Raw genomic sequence first — 21,288 nt, forward strand, 5'->3', positions numbered from 1 at the left:
CACATCGATCAGGAGAACATTGCCTTGGCCGGTTGCTTGTGACCCTCGTGCCACCACGCGGCGAAACTGAACACGTTGGGCGCCTTGAGCAAGGTGAAATGGTTGCCCGGCCCGTACCACACCGTCAGATCCGCGACCTCGCGGCGCCAGCCTTCAACCATCGCCGCTTGCTCGCGCTGATTGCCCGCCGCATCGAGCGTCGGATCGTCCACCAGCGCCAACCGCACCGGGCCGCTGTAGCGCTGACGCGGTTGATATACCGTGCGCAACGCACTGGCGAACGTGCGCGTCGAGCCGAGCAAAGACTGCGGCGCAGATCGCGCCGACAGCACGCCCGCACGCACCATGCCCTCGTGCAGCAGACGTAGTTGCGTGGCGTCATCGGCTGCGGCAAACATCTCGGCATCGATGCCCAGTGAGGCGCCGGCCGACAGTTGCAGCGCCTCGATCAGCCGCTGTAACGCCGCGGTTGCGGTGTAGGGTTTGCCAACGACGCCGTTGCCGCCGGGTGACTCACTGTCGATCAGCGTCAGCGACGCCACTTCGCGCCCGTCGGCCTGTAATTGCGCGGCCAGAGCGTGCGCCACCCAGCCACCGAAGGAGTGTCCGATCAGGTGCACGGGGCCCTGCGGATAGAGCTGCTCGATCGCCCGCCGGTAACAGCGCGCCGCCGCTTCGACCTGACTGTGCGGCACCGCGTCGCCTTCCAGCCCGCGCGGTTGCAGACCATGCACCGGCCACTCGGGGCCGAGGGCTTCGGTCAGATGAATGAAGCCAGTGACACTGTCGCCGGCCCCCGGCACGCAGAAGATCGGCGCCCTTGCACTGTCCCCAGTCTGGATGGTCACCAGCGGTTGATAGACCGGCAATGTCGGTGCCTTTGCTTGCCCCAGTGCCTGGCTGAGCGCCTGACCCAGCGCTTGAATATGCGGGGCTTTCATCATGTTCTGGTGATCGCCGGGCACGTCGATGCAACGCAACTCGGCATTGGGCAATTCTTCGGCCCAGCCGAGGGTCGGGCTGAGCTGCGCCATCGCCGCCGAACGTTGCTGTGCGCGAAACACATGCAGCGGCACCGGCAGCGGACTGACCCGGTAATGCGCCAGCGCATGCCCGTGGGCAACCTCGCGATCCAGGTAGTGCCAGGTATCGGCTGCCGAGGCTGCTGCCAGCTCCGGATGGAGCAATTGCTGCTGCTGGCAGCGCTCCAGCAGGTCGGCGAACGAGCGCGCCTCAAGCTCGCTTTGCAACGCTGTCAATGCCGTCAATCCGCGCTGGCCATCTTCTTCGCCAAGGCCCAGCCAGTGCGCAGTGCAATGCAGGAGCAACTGCCGCTTGTGCACGTGGGCATCGTTCCAGCGTGCCTTGTGCGGATCGGCCAGACGCGGCACGTAGCTGTCGATCAGGCCGATGAACTCGACCACTTCGTCCTGCCCCAGCAATTGCTGCGCGACTTCGTAAGCCAGCACACCGCCGAACGACCAGCCAGCCAATCGATACGGCCCGTGAGGTTGTCTGTCGCGAATGATCCCGGCCATGCGTGTCGCCAGGCATTCGAGGGTGCGCAATTGCGCCTGGCCGAACTCGATACCGGGCAGACCGTAGATCGGGAAATCACCCTCGATATGACGGCCCAGCGCCGGGAAATACACATCGCGGCCGCTGAATTCATGCACCAGAAACAGCGGCGTACCTTGACTGCCCGCGCGGACCACGATGAGCCCCGGCTCCGCCTCGCTGATCCCGTCACGCTCGGCGAGCAGCGCAGCCATCGCCTCAATGCTCGGCTGCTGGAACAACTCGGCGAGGGTGATCGGCAGACCGGCCTGCTGCATCTGGTTGACCAGCCGCACCGCCAGCAACGAATGCCCGCCCAGTTCGAAGAAGTTGTCGTGACGACCGACCCGGTCGACCTGGAGGATTTCGCTCCACAATCCGGCGAGACGGCTTTCCAGCGCGTTACCCGGCGCCTCGTACACGCGGTTGAGCAAAGCCTCCTGGGTCGGCTCCGGCAAGGCCTTGCGATCGACCTTGCCATTATTGTTCAGCGGCAGATTCTCCAGCCGCACCCACGCCGAAGGCACCATGTATTCCGGCAACCGTGCCTGCAACAACGCGCGCAACGTGGCGCTGTGCAGTTCGGCATCGTCAGCGCTGAAATAGGCCACCAGACGGGTGGTCTGCGCGCCGTCACGCCGCGCCAGGACCACAGCTTCCCTGACCCCGGGACAGCTGAGCAGACGGTTTTCGATCTCGCCCAGCTCAATGCGGAAGCCGCGGATTTTCACCTGATCGTCATTGCGACCGATGCACTCAAGCTGCCCCGGCGCCAGCCAGCGCACCAGATCGCCGGTGCGGTACATCACCGCGTCGGGCCTGCCGCTGAACGGGTCCGGGAGAAATTTCTCTGCGGTCAGCTCGGGCCGATTCAGGTAGCCCAGGGCAACGCCCTGCCCGCCGATGTACAACTCACCGGTCACGCCGAACGGTACCGGTTGCTGGAAGGCGTCGAGCACATAGACCTGGGTGTTGGAGATCGGCCCGCCGATCGACACGCTGTCGGCCTCATCGGCGACATTCTGCACGGCAAACGTGGTGGCGTAAGTGGTGGTTTCCGTCGGGCCATAGCAATGCACCAGACGCACATCCGGCGCCATGGCGCGCAACGTGCGAAACGCCGCCGGATCGCCGCGCTCGCCGCCGCAGAGCAGGATGCGCAAGCCTTTCAGGGCGTCGGGAATCAGTTGCACATACTGGTTGAACAGTGCGGTGGTGACGAACAGGATGCTCGCGCCGCTGCGCTTGAGTTCGGCGCCGAACGCCTGCGGGTCGAGCAAAGTCGCGTGATCGATGATCGCCACCCGCGCGCCGTTGAGCAGCGCGCCCCAGACGTCCATGGTGCTGGCATCGAACGCCGGATTGGAGGCAAACGCAACGCAATCCTGGCAATTGAAATCGGCGTAGCCGTTATTGATCACCAGCCGCGTGATCGCCCGGTGCGGGACCATGACGCCTTTCGGCATGCCGGTGGAGCCCGAGGTGTACATGATGTACGCCAGCGACTCGGCCGACTGCGGCAGATCCGGGTTATGGCTGGGCTGAGCCTCGAGCGGCAGCCGATCAAGATCGATGCGCCGTGCGGCAAAGGTCAGCGGGGTGGTGCTGTGCGTCAGCAGCGCGGCGGCCTGGCAATCCTCGACCATGAACGCCTGGCGCTCGCTCGGTGCGTGAATATCCAGCGGCACCCACGCCGCCGCGCACTTGCCGATCGCCAGTTGCGCGATCAACAGATCCAGAGAACGCGGTAACAGGATCGCCACCGCGTCGCCAGGTTTTACCCCTTCGCTGAGCAAATGATGCGCCAGCCGATTGGCCCGGCGGTTCAACTCGGCATAGCTCAGCGTCTGCTCGCCATGCAGCGCTGCGACGGCGTCGGGTTGTTGCACAGCCAATGCTTCGAACAGATGCTGCACGGTGTGGTCGTGCGGGTATTCCCGTGCGGTGTCATTGAAATCCACCAGCAAACGCTGGCGTTCTTCGTCCGTTATCAATGGCACCTGGGCGAGCGGCGCCTGATCGTTGCTGACCATGGCCTTTAGCAGTTGCTGCAGGTAACCGGCAAAACGCTGCACCGTGGTTTCATCGAACAGTGCCGTGGCGTATTCCAGCCAGCCGCCGATGCCTGCGCCGGTGTCGCCGAGGGTCAAAGTCAGATCGAACTTGGCAAAGTGGCTCGGCTCGGCCACCGCCTCAAGGGTCAGCTCACCCAGGGCCAGTGCCGGGCCGTCGCTGTTGCGCCAGTTGAACATGGTCTGGAACAGCGGACTGTGCGCCAGGCTGCGCACCGGCCGGGTCAGCTCCACCACTTGCTCGAACGGCAGGTCCTGATGCGCCTGAGCCTGCAAGGTCAGGGTCTTGACCCGCGCCAGCAGCGCTTCGCCGGTCAGCTCGCCGGCGGTGTCGATACGCAGGGCCAAAGTGTTGACGAACAGGCCGATCATGCCCTCGACTTCGGCCCGATTGCGGTTGGCCACCGGCGAACCGATGACCACGTCGGTCTGCCCGGCCAAACGCCCGAGCAGCAACGCCCAGGCACTGAGCAAGGTCATGTACAACGTCACCCCGTGGCGCTGACTCAAAGCTTTGAGCCCGGCGCTCAGACGCTCGTCCAGTTGTAGCGCAATGCTGCTGCCGGCGTAGTCCTGCTGCGCCGGGCGCGGCCGATCCGTCGGCAAGGTCAGCAAGGCCGGCACGTCACGCAGGGTGCGTTGCCAATATTCGCTTTGGCGCTGCAACACCTCTCCGCTCAACCAGCGCCGCTGCCACACCGCGTAGTCAGCGTATTGCAGGGTCAGCGCCGGCAACGGATCGTCTTCGCCCTGACTGAAAGCCCGGTACAGCGCCATCAGTTCGCGGGTCAGTACACCCATCGACCAACCGTCGGAGATGATGTGGTGCAGCGTCAGCAGCAGCACATGATGATCATCGGCCAGACGCACCAGACGCCCGCGAATCAGCGGGTCGTCAAGCAGATCGAACGGCCCCGAAGCCTCGCCCTGAATCAGCGCCTGTAACGCCTCGTCCGCCTGAGGGTGCTGGCGCAGATCCTCGACCCGCAACAGCAGGCCGCTGTCGACCGGCGCAATCAACACCTGAGCGTCGCCAGCGAGCGGTGCGAAACGACTGCGCAACGTCTCGTGGCGGGCGACGATACGGGCCAGCGCGCGTTGCAGGGCATCGTCGTCCAGGGCACCGCGCAAGCGCAGGGCGATCGGGATGTTGTAAGCAGTGTTGGCGCCCTCCATCTGCGCCAGAAACCAGAAGCGCTGCTGCGAAAACGACAACGGCAGCGCCGTTTCACGCGATGCCGGCAGGATCGGCGGTTGCGTGCAGCGCCCGGCTTCGGTCAATACCTGCGCCACCGCTGCCAGTTCGGCGTTGGCAAACAGATCGCTGAGCACCAGCTCGACGCCGAGTCGCTGGCGCACCTGAGCAACCATGCGCATCGCCAGCAGCGAATGCCCGCCCAGTTCGAAGAAATGGTCTTCGCGCCCTACCCGCTCGACCTGCAGCACATCGGCCCAGATGTCGGCCAGGGCGATTTCCACTTCCCCTTGCGGTGCGGCGTATTCACGGGTGAACATGGCCGAGCGCTCAGGCTTGGGCAAGGCCTTGCGGTCGAGTTTGCCGTTGGCGGTCAGCGGCAATCCGTCGAGTTTGACGAAGGCAGACGGCACCATGTATTCCGGCAACTGCGTCAGCAACAACGCGCGCAGTTCGCCAACGGCCAATGCCTGCACCTGCGCCTGCGCCTGCTCGGTGAAATACGCCACCAGCCGCGGCTGTCCTGGCTGATCTTCGCGCGCCAGCACGACCGCCTCCTGAATCCCCGGCAACTGATTGAGGCGATTCTCGATCTCGCCCGGCTCGATGCGCACACCGCGAATTTTCACTTGATCGTCATTGCGTCCCAGGTACTCAAGCGTGCCGTCGCTGCGCCAGCGCGCGAGGTCGCCGGAGCGGTACATGCGCGCCTGCGCTGCATTGCTGAAGGGATCGCGCAGGAAGCGTTCGGCCGTCAGCTGCGGCTGGTTCAAGTACCCCCTCGCCACACCTCTGCCGCCAATGTACAGCTCGCCGACCGCGCCAATCGGTACGGGGCGTTGTTGCTCATCGAGCAGATACACCGTGGCATTGCTCACCGGTTTGCCGATGTGCAAGGCGTCATCGCTGTCGATACGCCCGGAGGTCGCGACCACTGTGGTTTCGGTCGGGCCGTAATTGTTGATCACGTCGAAACGCTGGTTGCGCGAGAACTGACGCAAGCGGTCGCCGCCGATCAGCAGCGTGCGCAACGTCGGGTGTTCCAGGTGTTGGCTAAAGGCGTATTCGGCCACAGGCGTGGGCAGGAAACTCACGTCCAGCGGCTGCGCGCGCCACCAGTCGAGCAACGCGTCGATGTCTTCGCTGCCGTCATGCGCCGGGGCGATGTGTAGCGTGGCGCCCGCGCACAGCGCCGGCCAGATCTCCCACGCCATGGCGTCGAAGCCGAATCCCGCGAGGCTCGAGGTGTGACGGCCGGCACACAGGTCGAAGGCCGAACAGTGCCAATCGACCAGGTTCGACAGCGTGCCATGCTCGACCATCACGCCCTTGGGCAAACCGGTCGAGCCGGAGGTGTAGATCACGTAGGCCAGATGGCTCGCCTGCAGATTCGGCAGGTGCGGGTTGCGGGTGATGCCCAGCGGCCAGGTGCGCGGGTCGAGATTGAGCATCGGCACCGCCAGCCTCGGCAGGCGTTCACGCAGATCGGCGCTGGTCAACACCGCCACCGGCGCACTGTCGCACAGCAAATGCAGCAGGCGTTCGGCCGGGTGCGCCGGATCGACCGGCACGTAAGCGGCGCCGGCCTTGAGGATCGCCAGCAAACCGGTCAGCGCTTGCAGACCGCGGCGGGCGACGATGGCGACACGGTCATCAGGCTGCACGCCCAGATCGAGCAACTGGTGGGCCAGCGCATTGGCCTGGTGGTTCAGCTCGGCAAAGGTCAGCGACTCGCCCATGTGCACCGCGGCCAGCGCATCCGGACGCGCCAGCACCTGCGCTTCGAACCGCTGATGGATGGGCTGCGCTGGCGGGTAATCGACCTGGCTGGCATTGAACCCGTGCAACAGTTGCTCGCGCTCCTCCGCCGGCAGCACCGACAACTGATTCAGCGGCGTCTGCGGCGCCTGTTCGAGCGCCGACAGCAATTGCTCGATCGCACACAACAGATAGGCGCACAGACGCTGACCGTCGACGGCGCGAGTGGCCAGCAAGGTCAGGCTGAAGCGCTCGCCGAAGTCGTCAATGCTCAGGGTCAGCGGATAATTGGTGCGTTCTTCCGAGCGCAGCACACTGATGCCCTCCCAGGCGGCGAGTGCTTCGGCGCTGGCGTTGGCGCTCGAGGCGCTGTGGCGATAGTTGAGCAGCGTACTGAACAACGGCGATGAGGCGACCACGCCACTGCATCGCTGCGCCAATGCCAACGGCGCATGTTCGTGGCGCATCAGCGTGGTCAGCCGCGCGTGAGTGGCCTTGATCGCTTCAGCGACGGCCAGCGTGGCGATGTCGACTCGCAGCGGCAAGGTGTTGATGAAGATGCCCAGCGCGCGTTCGGTGCCTTCGGCGTTGTGCATGCGCCCCATCAGCACGGTGCCGAAAACCACGCTCGCCTGCCCGGTCAGGGCACTCAGCACCTGGCCCCAACCGAGGTGGAACAAGCTCGCGACGCTGACGCCCAGGCGCCGCGCCTGTGCGCGCAAGCGGCGCTCAAGTGGCGGGTCAAGCGCCTGGCTGAATTCGACAATATCGCTGCCATCGCCGTGCACACCTTGCAGGCCATAGGGCAAGGTCGGTTGGTCGATGTCGGCGAGCATCTCGCGGAAGAACCCTTCGTGTTGCGCCTCGCTGATGCCCAGGCGCGCCTGCGCCACGTAATTGCGAAACGGCACAGGCGCGCCCAGCCGCGCGGCCTGGCCGCACAGGCAGGCCTGCAATTCCTCGCTGACCACCGCCAGTGCCGAGTGGTCCATCGCCATGTGATGGAACAGCAGCATCGCGACGATGCGCTGTTCGCGCGCATCCCAGGCATGCACCAGGCGCAACAGCGGCGCGCGCGTCACGTCGAGGCGGAACTGGCGAGCGTCGAAGCGTTCGTGCAGTTGAGTCAGCGCATCGCCGCCCTCAGCCTCCAGCAGCACTTCTTCCAGCGGCAGGCGGGCATCGCGCAGGACCACTTGCAGCGGCGTGTCGAGGCCTTCCCAGACCACCGCCGTACGCAGAATGTCGTGGCGATTAATGACCGTTTGCAAGGCGTCGACGAATGCCTGCAAACGCTCCGCGCCGCTGAAGGCGAAATGCGCCTGCATGACATAGGGATCACCGTGCTGCGCGCTGACGTGATGATAGAGAATGCCTTCCTGCAACGGTGTCAGCGGATAGATGTCCTGCACGTTCGCCGCCCCGCCGGGAATGCCTTCGAGCAGTTGATCAATAGCGTCCTGGCTCAGTTGCGTCAGGGTCAGCATCGCCGGAGTGATCCGGGTGCAACCGGGCGCAATACCATTGGCCGGCACCTCGACCTGACCGACGCGGGCGGCGGAGTACCCGCCGGCCTTGATCAGTTCGATCAGCGCCGCCTTGTGCTCGCGCAACGACGCCAGCAGCGCCGGATCGCCAAGCGCCTGCTTGTTGCCATTGACGCGCAACTGGTCGTCTGTGACCGTCAATTGGATGTCGCGGGCTTTAAGGGTTGCCAACAAGGGATTCAGGCTCACAGGACGATCTCCATTCTTTCCGTGATTGCTGCGTAACCGGCCAGTGTCGGGTGCTCGAACAACGCCCGCACGTCAGCCTCCATGCCTTCCTGTTGCAGCCGGCCGACCAGACTCACCGCCAGCAGCGAGTGCCCGCCCAGCTCGAAAAAGTGGTCGTGACGGCCGACCCGCTCGACATTGAGCAATTCGCACCACAGCCGCGCCAGGGTGATTTCCACCTCGCCGATGGGTGCCTCGTACGGCCGGCTGACGAGCGCGTCCTGATTCGGCGCGGGCAGCGCCTTGCGGTCGAGTTTGCCGTTGGGGCTCAGCGGCAGACGGTCGAGATGGATGTAGGTGGCCGGCACCATGTAGTCCGGCAAGCCGTGCAGTAATGCGGCGCGAAGGATGTCGATGTCCAGCCGCGCACCGGTGTAATACGCCACCAGGCGCTTGTCCCCCGGCACGTCTTCGCGGGCCAGCACCGCCGCTTCCTGCACGCCGTCGATGCGGGTCAGGCCTGCCTGGATTTCCCCCAGCTCGATGCGCAGGCCGCGAATCTTCACTTGATCGTCGTTGCGGCCCAGGTATTCGATATTGCCGTCGGCAAGATAACGAGCGATATCACCGGTGCGATACATGCGTGCTTGCGCCTGCGGGCTGAACGGGTCAGGCAGGAAGCGTTCGGCACTCAGTTCGGCGCGATTGAGGTAGCCGCGCGCGACCTGTGCGCCACCGATGTACAGCTCGCCGACCACACCTTGCGGCACCGGCTGTTGCTGCGCGTCGAGGATGTACATCCGCGTATTGGCGATCGGTTTGCCGATCGGCGTATTGTCCGGCGTGTCGTGCACCGGCCCGGCGCAATGCCACGCGGTGACGTCCACCGCCGCTTCGGTCGGGCCGTACAGGTTGTGCAACTGGCTGGCCGGCAACTGCTGTTTGAAACGCCGCACCAGACTGCCGGGCAACGCTTCCCCACTGCACATCACCTGGCGCAAGCCGGCACAACGCTCGGTCTGGCCGTGGGCGAGAAACACGTCGAGCATCGATGGCACAAAATGCACGGTGCTGACCTGTTCGCGCTCGATCAGCGCGCTCAGGTATGCCGGTTCCTTGTGCCCGCCAGGGCGGGCCAGCAACAGGCGCGCGCCGGTCATCAGCGGCCAGAAGAACTCCCACACCGACACGTCAAAACTGAACGGGGTTTTCTGCAACACGGTATCCGCCGCCGTCAACGCATAGGTGTCCTGCATCCACAGCAAACGGTTGACCACCGCACCGTGCTCGTTGGCCACACCCTTGGGCTGACCGGTAGAGCCGGAGGTATAGATCACGTAGGCCAGATGCGCCGACGTCAGGCGCTCGCGTGGCGGGTTGTCCGCCGGCATGTCGCGCCAGATGTCCTCGTCCAGATTGATCACCGGCACCGCCAGTGCGCCGGCCTGCGAGGCCGTGCTGCCCTGCACCAGCAGCGCCACCGGCGCACTGTCGGCAAGCATGCAGGCGATGCGTTCGGCCGGGTAGTCCGGGTCCAGCGGCACATACGCGCCACCCGCCTTGAGGATCGCCAGCAGGCCAACGACCATGGCGAGACTGCGCTCGACGCAGATCGCCACCCGCGAATCCGCCTGCACGCCGAGCCCGATCAGGTGATGGGCGAGGCGGTTGGCGCGCTCGTTGAGCTGGTGAAAACTCAGGCATTGAGCGTCGATCTGCACCGCGACGGCCTGCGGCGTGCGCAACACTTGTGCTTCGAACAGCCCGTGCAGGGTTTGCTGCAAGTCGTAATCGACCGCCGTCGCGTTGAAGTCGAACAGCAAGCGCTGACGCTCGGCCTGCGGCAACACCGACAACTGCTCGATCGATTGCTGCGGCGTCTGCTCCAACGCCTCGACCAGTGTCTGCAACGCCGTCTCCATGTAGTTGCAGATGCGCAACGCACCGACCTCGGCCGAGGTGATCGCGGTGAGCCTGAAAGCGGTGCCGAGATCGTCGACGTTGAGGCTCAGCGGATAATTGGTGCGCTCCTCGCTGTGCAGGGTTTCGATGCCGTGCCACGCCGGATGCGCCTGCGCAAGCGTCGCGCTGCCATGCCGATAGTTGAGCATCGCGCTGAACAACGGCGCCGGTGCAGCGATTCGGCTGCAACGCTGGGCCAGAGTCAGCGAGGCATGCTCATGCGCCAGCAGGCCGGTGAGTCGCCCATGGGTGGCTGCCAGCGCCGCACCCACCGGTTGCGCGCCGAGATCGACGCGCAGCGGCAAGGTATTGATGAACATCCCCAACCCGCGATCCGCCCCTGCCCCGCCCTGCATGCGACCCATCAGCACCGTGCCGAACACCACCCGCTCCTGCCCGGAAGTGGCGCCCAGCACCTGCGCCCACGCCAGATGAAACACGCTGGCGACGCTGATGCCCAGCTGTCGTGCCTGGCGGCGCAGGCGCTGTGCTAGGGCATCGGGCAGTGCCAGCGCGGCTTCCTCGTAAGTCCCCACCGCGGCGTTGACGTCCTGCAAGCCGAACGGCAGCGTCGGCTCATCGACATCACCGAGCATGTCGCGGAAGAACTCTTCGTGCTCCGTCTCACTGACGCCCAGCCGCGCCTGTGCCACGTAATTGCGGTACGGCACCGCCGGCGGCAGCGAGCGCTGTTCGCCAGTGAGGCTGATCTGCATTTCTTCGCGCACCACTTCAAGCGCCGTGTGATCAAGAGCGATGTGATGGAACAACAGCACGCCGGCCACTAGCCCGGTGCTCGGATCGCGCGCATGCAACAAGCGGATCAGCGGCGCCTGAGCGAGATCCAGCGCGCGCGTCGACAGTTGCGCGAACGCGACCTCCTCCACTGGCAACTGCGCCTCGCGCCACACCACCTGGACCGGCGCAGCCAAGCCCTGCCAGACGATCGAAGTACGCAGGATATCGTGGCGCGCCATGACCTGACGCAACGCGCTGGCGAAGGCCTCGACCCGCTCGACACTGGCGAACATCAGCCGCGAATGCAGCACGTACGGGTCGTGTTGCCCGGCCGTGATGTGGTGATAAAGAATGCCTTCCTGCAATGGCGCCAGCGGGTAAATATCCTGCACGTTGGCCGCACCGCCCGGCACCGTGGCGACGATGCGTTCGATGCTGGCCTGGTCCAGTTCGAGCAGGCTGAGCATGCTCGGCGTGATGTAAGTGCAGTCCGCCGCGATGCCGTTGGCTGGCACTTCGATCTCGCGGCCGCTACCGACCGCCGCTGCCAGCGCCGCCAGGGTCGGCTGGTTGAACAGCACGCGCACGTCGGTGCTGAGATCGATCTGGCGCATGCGTTCGATGACGCTGACTGCCAGCAACGAGTGCCCGCCCAGTTCGAAGAAATTGTCGTGCCGGCCGACCTGTTCGACCTTGAGCACCTCGCGCCAGATCTGCGCCAGCGCGGTTTCCACCGGGCCTTGCGGCGCCTGATACTGACGGCTGAGCCAGGCGCTTTGATCCGGTTCCGGCAAGGCCTTGCGGTCGAGTTTGCCGTTGGCGGTCAGCGGCAACGCGTCGAGGCGCATGTAGGCGGCCGGCAGCAAGGCTTGCGGCAAACGTGCCTGCAGGTGCTGGCGCAAGTCGTCGATAGCCACGGCGCCGCGCGCGGTGAACCACGCCAGCAACTGACCGTCTCGTACCTGGGCCACGGCGTCCTGCAGCGCCGGATGACTGGCCAGCGCGGCTTCGATTTCGCCAAGCTCCACCCGCACGCCGCGCAGTTTGACCTGATCGTCATTGCGCCCCAGATACTCCAGCGTGCCGTCGGCACGCCAGCGCACAAGGTCGCCGGTGCGATACATGCGCGCGTCTGGTTCAGTGCTGAACGGGTCAGCAAGAAAGCGCTCGGCGGTCAATTCATCGCGGTTCAGATAACCCCTGGCCACGCCTGCGCCGGCGACGTACAGCTCGCCTGTGCCGCCCACTGGCAGAAGTTTCTGTTGGCCATCGAGGACATACACCCTGGCATTGGCGATGGGTCGACCGATGTGCAACGCCTGCCCCGCCTCGATGCGACCCGAGGTCGCCACCACCGTGGCTTCGGTCGGTCCGTAGTTGTTGATCACCTCGAAGGTCTGATCACGCGGGAACTGCCTGAGTTTGTCGCCGCCGATCAACAGGGTGCGCAAGGTCGGATGGCCCAACTCGCGGCTGAACGCATATTCGGCCACCGGCGTCGGCAGGAAGCTCACCTGCAACGGCTGCGCTCGCCACCATTCGAGCAATTCGTCGAGGTGTTCATTGCCGATCGACGCCGGCGGCAAGTGCAGGGTCGCGCCGACACACAAGGTCGGCCAGACCTCCCAGGCCATGGCATCAAACCCGAACCCGGCAACGCTCGCCGTATGGCTGCCGGCGTGCAGGTCGAACGCTTGCGCGTGCCAGTGCACGAGGTTTTCCAGGCTGTGGTGTTCGACCATCACGCCTTTTGGCTGGCCGGTGGAGCCGGAGGTGTAAATCACATAGGCCAGATGGTTCGCAGTCAAACCGGCCACTTGCGGATTCTGCTCGGGCAAGTCCTGCCAGCGCTCGTCGCCAAGATCGATCACCGGCACGTTCACCGCGCCCGGTTCCACGCCGGACACCAGCAACGCCAGCGGTGCGCTGTCGGCCAGCAGGTACGCGATGCGCTCGGCCGGATGCGCCGGGTCGATCGGCACATAGGCTGCGCCGGCCTTGAGCACCGCCAGCATCGCCAGCAGCATGTGCGAGCCGCGCCGGGTGGAGACCGCCACGCGCGCGTCGGGCCGCACGCCCAACTCGAGCAGATAATGCGCGAGGCGATTGGCCTGTTGATTGAGCTGCGCGTAGGTCAGCTGTTGCTCGCCCGCTTGCACCGCCACTGCCTGCGGATTGCGCAAGGCCTGCGCTTCGAAGAGGCGGTGCACGGTTTGCGCCGGCGGGAATGCCCTGGCGCTGGCGTTGAACTGCCTGAGCACTCGCTCGCGCTCTGACGGCGGCAGGATCGCCAGGCGATTCAGCGCCTGTTCGGGATTTTGCTCCAGCGCTGACACCAGCGCCGCCAGCGTGCTGTGCATCAAGTCGCAGACCCGTTGCGCGCCGACTTCGGCGGGCGTCAGCACCGACAGATCGAAGCCCTCGCCAAGATCGTTGATGCTCAGCGTCAGTGGGTAATGACTGCGCCCCTCGTGAGCGAGAAATTCGATCCCCTGCCACGCTGCCTCGTCGCAATGACCCGCCGCGCTGTGACGATAATTGAGCACCGAGCTGAACAGCGGCGACGGCGCAGCCACCGCACTGCAACGCTGGGCGAGTGCCAGTGACGCGTGTTCATGACCGAGCAGCGCAGCCAGCCGCAGGTGCACACCGCGCAGCGCCACACCGACACCGGCCTCGGCGACATCGACGCGCAACGGCAAGGTATTGATGAACATGCCCAGCGCACGATCAGCGCCCGCACCACCCTGCAGACGACCGAGCAACACCGTGCCGAACACTACGTTCGGCTGCCCGGCCGTGGCCGCCAGCACCTGCGCCCAGGCGAGATGGAACAAACTGGCGGCGCTGACCCCGAAGCGGCGCGCCTGCGCTCGCAAGCGCTGGCTCAACTCCACTGGCAATCCGCTGACAAACGCCTCGATGTCGTCGCCCTCACCTTCCACTTCGCGCAGACCGAACGGCAAGGTCGGCTCGTCGATGTCGCCGAGCATCTCGGTAAAGAACGTTTCGTGTTCCCGCTCGCTGACGCCGTGGCGGGCCTGCGCCACGTAATTGCGGTACGGCGCGGCTGCCGGCAGCGGCTCAATGGCGCCGAGCAGACTGGCCTGCATTTCCTGACGCACCACCGCAAGCGCGGTGTGATCGAGGGCGATGTGATGGAACAGCAGCATGGCGACGACGCGCTTGTGCACGGGATCGGCGGCATACACCAGGCGCATCAGCGGCGCCTGGCCGAGATCGAGGCGCCATTGGCGGGCGGCAAAACGCGCTTGCAACTGGGCGAGCACGTCACCCTCTGCTGCGTCCAGCGCCACGCCGTCGACCGCTAATGGCGCACGCCGCCAGACCACTTGTTGCGGACTCGGCAGCCCTTCCCAGACCACGCTGGTGCGCAGAATGTCGTGGCGCTCGATGACACATTGCAGGGCGTGGACGAAGGCGTACAGGCGGTCGATGTCGGCAAACGCCAGACTCGATTGCAGCAGATACGGATCGCCCTGGCCGGCGCTGAGGTGGTGATAAAGAATGCCTTCCTGCAACGGCGCCAGCGGATAGATATCCTGCACGTTGGCCGCGCCGCCCGGCACCGTGGCGACGATGCGTTCGACACTGGCCTGATCCAGTTCGCTGAGGCTCAACATGTCGGCGCTGATGTGGCGGCAGTCGGCGGCAATGCGATTGGCCGGCACCTCGACTTCGCGACCGCTGCCCAGCGCAGCCGCCAGTGCGGCGAGGGTCGGCTGGCTGAACAGCACGCGAACATCGGCACTCAGCCCGAGCTGGCGCAGACGTTCGATCAGGCTCACGGCAAGCAGCGAATGCCCGCCAAGCCCAAAGAAATTGTCGTGACGGCCGACCTGCTCGACCTTGAGCAGATCGCTCCAGATCTGCGCCAGCGCCTGTTCCAGCGGACCGTGCGGCGCGGCGTATTCATGGCTGAGCCAGGCGCTGTGATCCGGCTCCGGCAAGGCGTTGCGGTCAAGCTTGCCGTTGGCCGTCAGCGGCATCGCCTCGACGCGCACATAGGCGGCAGGAATCAGCGCCTCTGGCAGTCGGCTCTGCAAGTGCTGACGCAAGTCGGCAATATCTACTGCGCTGCGTTCGCTGAACCAGGTCAGCAAGCGCCCGTCACGCACCAGCACCACCGCGTCTTGCACGGCGCTATGCGCGCGCAGCGCGGCTTCGATTTCCCCCGGCTCGATGCGCACGCCGCGCAGTTTGACCTGATCGTCATTGCGTCCCAGGTACTCGAGCGTGCCGTCTGCGCGCCAACGGGCGAGGTCGCCGGTGCGGTACAGGCGCCCGTTGGGTTCATCGCTGAACGGGTCGTCGAGGAACATCTCGGCGGTCAATGCCGGGCGATTCAGGTAACCGCGCGCGACCCCGGCGCCGCCGACATACAGCTCGCCCTGCACGCCGACGGGCACCGGTTGTTGCTGACTGTCGAGCAGATAGACTTTGCCATTGGCGATCGGTCGACCGATGTGCAACACCTGCCCCGCCTCGATGCGACCCGAGGTCGCCACCACCGTGGCTTCGGTCGGTCCGTAGTTGTTGATCACCTCGAAAGTTTGATTACGCGGGAACTGCCGGAGCTTGTCGCCGCCGATCAACAGCGTGCGCAGGGTCGGGTGGCCTAGCTCGCGGCTGAACGCATATTCGGCGACTGGCGTCGGCAGAAAGCTCACCTGCAACGGCTGCGCCTGCCACCACTCGAGCAACTCATCCAGGTGTTGATTGCCGATCGAGGCCGGTGGCAGGTGCAGGGTCGCGCCCACGCACAAGGCCGGCCAGACCTCCCAGGCCATGGCGTCAAAACCGAACCCGGCAACGCTGGCCGTATGGCTGCCAGCATGCAGATCGAACGCTTCAGCATGCCAGTGCACCAGATTTTCCAACGTACGGTGTTCGACCATCACGCCTTTTGGCTGGCCGGTGGAACCGGAGGTGTAGATGACATAGGCGAGGTGCGCCGGGGTCAGCGCCGGCAATTGCGGGTTGGCGTCGGACAAATGCGCCCAGCCGTCGCTGTCCAGATCGATCAGCGGCACCGTGCCGAGCAAGCCGCAGGTTGCGGTCTCGGCGAGTACCGCCAGCGGCTCGCAGTCCTGCAACAGATAGGCGATGCGCTCGCGCGGATGAGCCGGATCGACCGGCACATAAGCCGCGCCGGCCTTGAGAATCGCCAGCAGCGCCACGAGCATCTGCGGGCTGCGGCGCAGGCACACCGCGACACGGTCATCCGGCTGTACACCGAGACCGATCAGGTGATGGGCCAGGCGGTTGGCGCGCTGATTCAGCTCGGCATAACTCAGACGCCACTCGCCCTGCACCGCCGCCCACACCTGGGGATTGGCCAGTGCTTGCGCTTCGACCAGACGCTGCACCGTCTGCGCTGGCGGGACTGGCCGCGCGGTGGCGTTGAAGCCGAACAACACCTGCTGGCGTTCGCCCGGCGAGACAATCGACAACTGCTGCACGGGCAGCTGCGGCGAATGCTCGAGTGCATTCACCAGACTGTGCAACGCGGTCTGCAAGTAATCGCACACCCGCGCGCCGTCCACTTCAGGCACAGCCTGCACATTCAAGAGGAAACCGTCACCGAGGTCATCGACGCTGACCACCAGCGGATAATTGCTGCGTTCGCGCGAGCAGAGAATCTCTATGCCATCCCATTTCACCGCGGCCGTGTCCGCCGGACTGTGGCGGTAATTGAGCAGCGTGCTGAACAACGGCGAGGTCGCCGCGACAGCGCTGCAGCGCTGGGCCAAGGCCAGTGAAGCCTGCTCATGCCCGAGCAACTGCGCCAGGCGTTGATGGGTGGCGCGCACGCTGTCCTGCACCGAGTCAGCGGCAACCGTAACGCGCAACGGCAAGGTGTTGATGAACATGCCCAACGCGCGATCCGCGCCCGCGCCGCCCTGCATGCGCCCCAGCAGCACGGTGCCGAACACCACGTCCTGCTGGCCGGAAACCTGCGCCAGCACTTGCGCCCAGGCCTGATGCACGAGGCTGGCAATGCTGATCCCCAGATGCCGGGACAACTCGCGCAGGCGCCGGCCAAGACCTGCGTCGAGGGGTAACTGGCTGTCGACGCTGGCACTGCCGTCACCGAGCACATCCTGCACACCGAACGCCAGCGTCGGTTCGCTGATGTCGCCCAGCATGTCGCGGAAGAACTCTGCGTGCGCTTGGTCATCGGCGCCCGCACGCGCCTGAGCCACGTAATTGCGGTACTGCACGGCTGGCGGCAGATCGTTGGCGCGCCCGTGCAGCAGGTCGCTCATTTCCGCCACCAGCACCTCCAGCGCGGTGTGGTCGAGGACGATGTGATGCATCAGCAGGATGCCGACCCAGCGCTGTCCGGCGCGGTCTTCGGTGTAGGCGAACCGCAGCAGCGGCGCGTGCTTGAGATCGAGGCGATAGTGCCGCGGATCGAAACGTGCCTGCATCTGCTCCAGCACATCGCCGGTGAGCTCGTCGGCATCGATTCGCTGAAGATGCAGGGGCGCCTCGCGCCACACTACTTGCACCGGTTCCTCCAGACCTTCCCAGACCACACTGGTCCGCAGGATGTCATGGCGGGCGATCACGCTGTTCAAGGCACGCACGAAATCTTTGATCTGCGCCAGGCCATCGAAGGCGAACTGCGCCTGCAACACGTAGGGATCGCCGCTGTGGGTGGCGAGGTGGTGATAGAGAATCCCCGCCTGCAGCGGCGCCAGCGCGTAGATGTCCTGAACATTGGCGACGCCGCCGGGCACGCTGGCCAGCACCGTGTCGATGCCGGCCTGATCGAGATCGGCCAACGGCAAATGCTCCGGGGTAATCGCCGTGCAGCCGGGTTCGATGCGATTGGCCGGTGCCGCGTGCACCTGCGTCGCGCCGAGACTGGCCGCCAACGCCGCCACGCTCGGCTGCCCGAACAGCACCCGCACATCGCAGTGCAAGTCCTGCTGACGCATGCGTTCGATCAGCCTGACCGCCAGCAGCGAATGCCCGCCCAGCTCGAAAAAGTTGTCATGCCGCCCGACCTGTTCGACGCCGAGCACGCTTTGCCAGATCTCGGCAATCAGGCTTTCCACCGCGCCCTGCGGCGGCTCGAATTCGCCTCGCGCAAACGCATCACTGTCCGGCGCCGGTAAGGCCTTGCGGTCGAGTTTGCCGTTGGCGGTCAGCGGCAAGGCCTCGAGACGCACGAACGCACTCGGCACCATGTAATCCGCCAGCGCGCCGAGCAGTGTCTCGCGCAGTTGCACCACGCTCGGATCTTCACCGGCATCAGCGGTCCAGTACGCGACCAGGCGCGGGTCGCCGGGGCTGTCTTCGCGGGCAATCACCACCGCGTCGCGGACACCGGCGCAGGCCGACAGGCGCGCCTGAATCTCGCCGAGTTCGATGCGAAAACCGCGGATCTTCACTTGATCATCGTTGCGCCCCAGGTAGTCGAGGCTACCGTCGGCGGCCCAGCGCGCCAGGTCACCGGTTTTATACAGGCGCGCATCGGCCGTGTGGCTGAACGGGTCGCGAATGAAGCGCTCGGCGGTCAGCGCTGGACGGTTGAGGTAACCGCGTGCCACCCCCGCGCCCCCCACATACAACTCGCCGGTCACTCCGACCGGCACCGGTTCGCCGTGAGGATTGAGCACGTACAGGTGCAGGTCGGGGATTGGCCCGCCAATCGGGCTGACACCCACCAATTGCGCATCGGCAGCCTGCAATGGCCGATAGGTCACGTGCACAGTGGTTTCGGTGATGCCGTACATGTTCACCAGGCGCGTGCCGGCATTGCCGACCCGGGCAAACCACGGTTTGAGCAGCCCCGGTTCCAGTGCTTCGCCGCCAAAAATCACTTCGCGCAACGAATGCTGCAGCACACTGCGGCCCTGTGCGGCGATCAACTGGCGGAACGCGCTCGGCGTCTGGTTGAGCACAGTGACACCGCTGCGGCACAGCAACGCATAGCACTCGTCCGGCGCCCGACTGATGGTTTGCGGCACCAGCAGCAGTTGCCCGCCGAACGCCAGTGCGCCCCAGATTTCCCACACCGAAAAGTCGAAGGCGAACGAGTGGAACAACGCCCATACGTCACGCTCATTGAAGTGAAACCACTGCGCAGTCGCAGCAAACAGCCGCGCCACGTTGCGATGTTCGACCATTACGCCCTTGGGCAAACCGGTGGAGCCGGAGGTGTAGATCACGTAAGCCAGATGCGCCGCGCTCAACCCGGCCACCAGCGGATCGCTTTCGGGTTCGGCGCGCAGCGACTGGCTGTCGAGATCGATCAGCGGCACGTGCAGTGTGCCGACTCGATCCCGTGTCGCGGCTTGCAGCAGCAGCGCCACCGGGGCACTGTCCTGCAGGGTGAAGTGGATGCGCTCCTGCGGATACGCCGGGTCGATCGGCACATAAGCCGCGCCGGCCTTGAGCACGCCGAGCAGGCCGATGACCATTTGCGGGCCACGCTCGACGCAGATCGCCACACGGTCGTCGGGGCGGATACCCAGCGCCAGCAGGTGATGAGCCACCTGGTTGGCGCGGCGATTGACGTCGTCGTAGCTGAAGGTTTGCTCCTCGAACAGCAACGCCGTAGCGTGCGGGCGGGCCTGGGCGTGAGCTTCGAACTGCTGGTGGATCAGCGGCGTGTCGGGGAAATGCGCGCGCTTTGTACTGACGCCGTGCAACAGCTGTTCGCGCTCGGCCGCCGGCAAAATGCGGATGCTGTGCAGCGGTGTCGGCGCGCTGGCCTGCAACGCATCGACCAGGCCTTGCAGCGTAGTCTGCAGATAAGCGGCGATGCGTTGCGCCCCCAGGCTGGCCTCGGCCAGCGCGGTGATACGCAGGTCTTCGCCCAGATCATCGATGTTGACGGTCAATGGATAGTTGGTGCGTTCGCGAGCGCCCAGCACCTGCACGCCCGGGGCGATGTCGATGACTTCGGCCACTTCATCGACGCTGCTGTGCCGGTAATTGAGGATCGCGCTGAACAGTGGCGTCGGCACCGACACGGCGCTGCAGCGCTGGGCCAGCGCCAGCGAGGCTTGCTCATGGCCGAGCAGCGCGGTCAGCCGGCGGTGGGTCAGCAACACGCCGGCGCGCACGTCATCGGCGCCGACATCCACCCGCAGCGGCAAGGTATTGATGAACATCCCCAGCGCATGTTCACCGCCCTCGCCGGCCGCCATTCGCCCAAGCAGCACGGTGCCAAACACCACCGCCGTACGCCCGGACAACTCGCCGAGCACCCGCGCCAGCGCCAGGTGCATGACACTGGCCACGCTCACCCCGAGTTGCCGCGCCTGCTCGCGCAATTGCCGGCTCAGGGCTGGGTCGAGCATCAGCGAGGCTTCTTCGATCGAGTGCCCGTCACCCTGCACGTCGCGCAATCCGCACGGCAGTGTCGGCTCGTCGATATCGGCGAGCATTTCCCGGAAGAACGCCTCGTGGGCCGACTCGTTCGCGGCCAGTCGCGCCCGCGCCAAATGATCGCGATACGGCACCGGCGCCGCCACTTGCGCGCTGTGCCCGAGCAGAAAGGCTTGCGCTTCGCGGCGGATCACGTCCAGCGCCAGGTGATCCATGATCAAGTGGTGAAAAAGCAACAAGGCAACCACACGGCCATTGGCCGGATCGTCAGCAAACACCAGGCGCAGCAGCGGCGCCTGCTGCACATCGAGACGGAAATGCTGCGGGTCGTGGCGCTGCAGCAGTTGGTCGAGCACGTCGCCGCTGGCGCTCAATTCGAGTTCCTGGCAATGCAATGTCGCCTGGCGCTGGACCACTTGCAGCGGTTCGTCCAGGCGCTCCCAGACAAACGCCGTGCGCAGAATGTCATGGCGGCCGATCATCCATTGCAGCGCGTCGGCGAAGGCTTGCAGGCGCTCGCGACTGGCAAAGGCGAAGCGCGCCTGCGAGACGTAGGGGTCGCCCGCCGCTGCCGATAAATGCAGATAGAGCATGCCCTCCTGCAGAGGCGCCAGGGGATAGATGTCCTGCAGGTTCGCCGCACCGCCCGGCACGCCGGCGACGATGCGGTCGAGGCTGGCCTGATCGAGCGTCACCAGCGGCAGCATGTCGGGAGTGATGCGATACGCCGGGCTCAACCAGTCACCGTTGTGCCGGGCGACCAGCTCCAGCAACTGCGTCTTGTGGGCGGCGAGGCCCTCCCACAGCTCATCGTCCAGCGCGTCGTCACTGCCCAGGATGACCAGGTCTTCATCTTCCTGTTGAAGGCGGATCGCATGGGTCGAAATAACTGCCATCAGTTCGCTGAAATGCATGAGATAAC

Annotated in this window: 2 protein-coding genes; both read right to left on the reverse strand. The window is 65.4% G+C overall.

Features of this window, described 5'->3' with window-relative positions:
• Positions 1 to 8 precede the first annotated feature (8 nt).
• Positions 9 to 8,318 (reverse strand): non-ribosomal peptide synthetase, encoded by an 8,310-nt coding sequence (locus BLU52_RS13880; RefSeq protein ID WP_090284067.1) that lies wholly within the window; start codon positions 8,316 to 8,318, stop codon positions 9 to 11.
• A complete protein-coding gene (locus BLU52_RS13885; RefSeq protein WP_090284069.1) occupies positions 8,315 to 21,280 on the reverse strand; it encodes a non-ribosomal peptide synthetase in 12,966 nt (4,321 codons plus the stop codon). Before BLU52_RS13885 ends, BLU52_RS13880 begins: the two co-directional genes overlap by 4 nt.
• Between the last annotated feature and the right edge of the window lie 8 nt (positions 21,281 to 21,288).

Origin of the sequence: Pseudomonas granadensis (genome assembly GCF_900105485.1) — a bacterium.
Lineage (GTDB): Bacteria > Pseudomonadota > Gammaproteobacteria > Pseudomonadales > Pseudomonadaceae > Aquipseudomonas > Aquipseudomonas granadensis.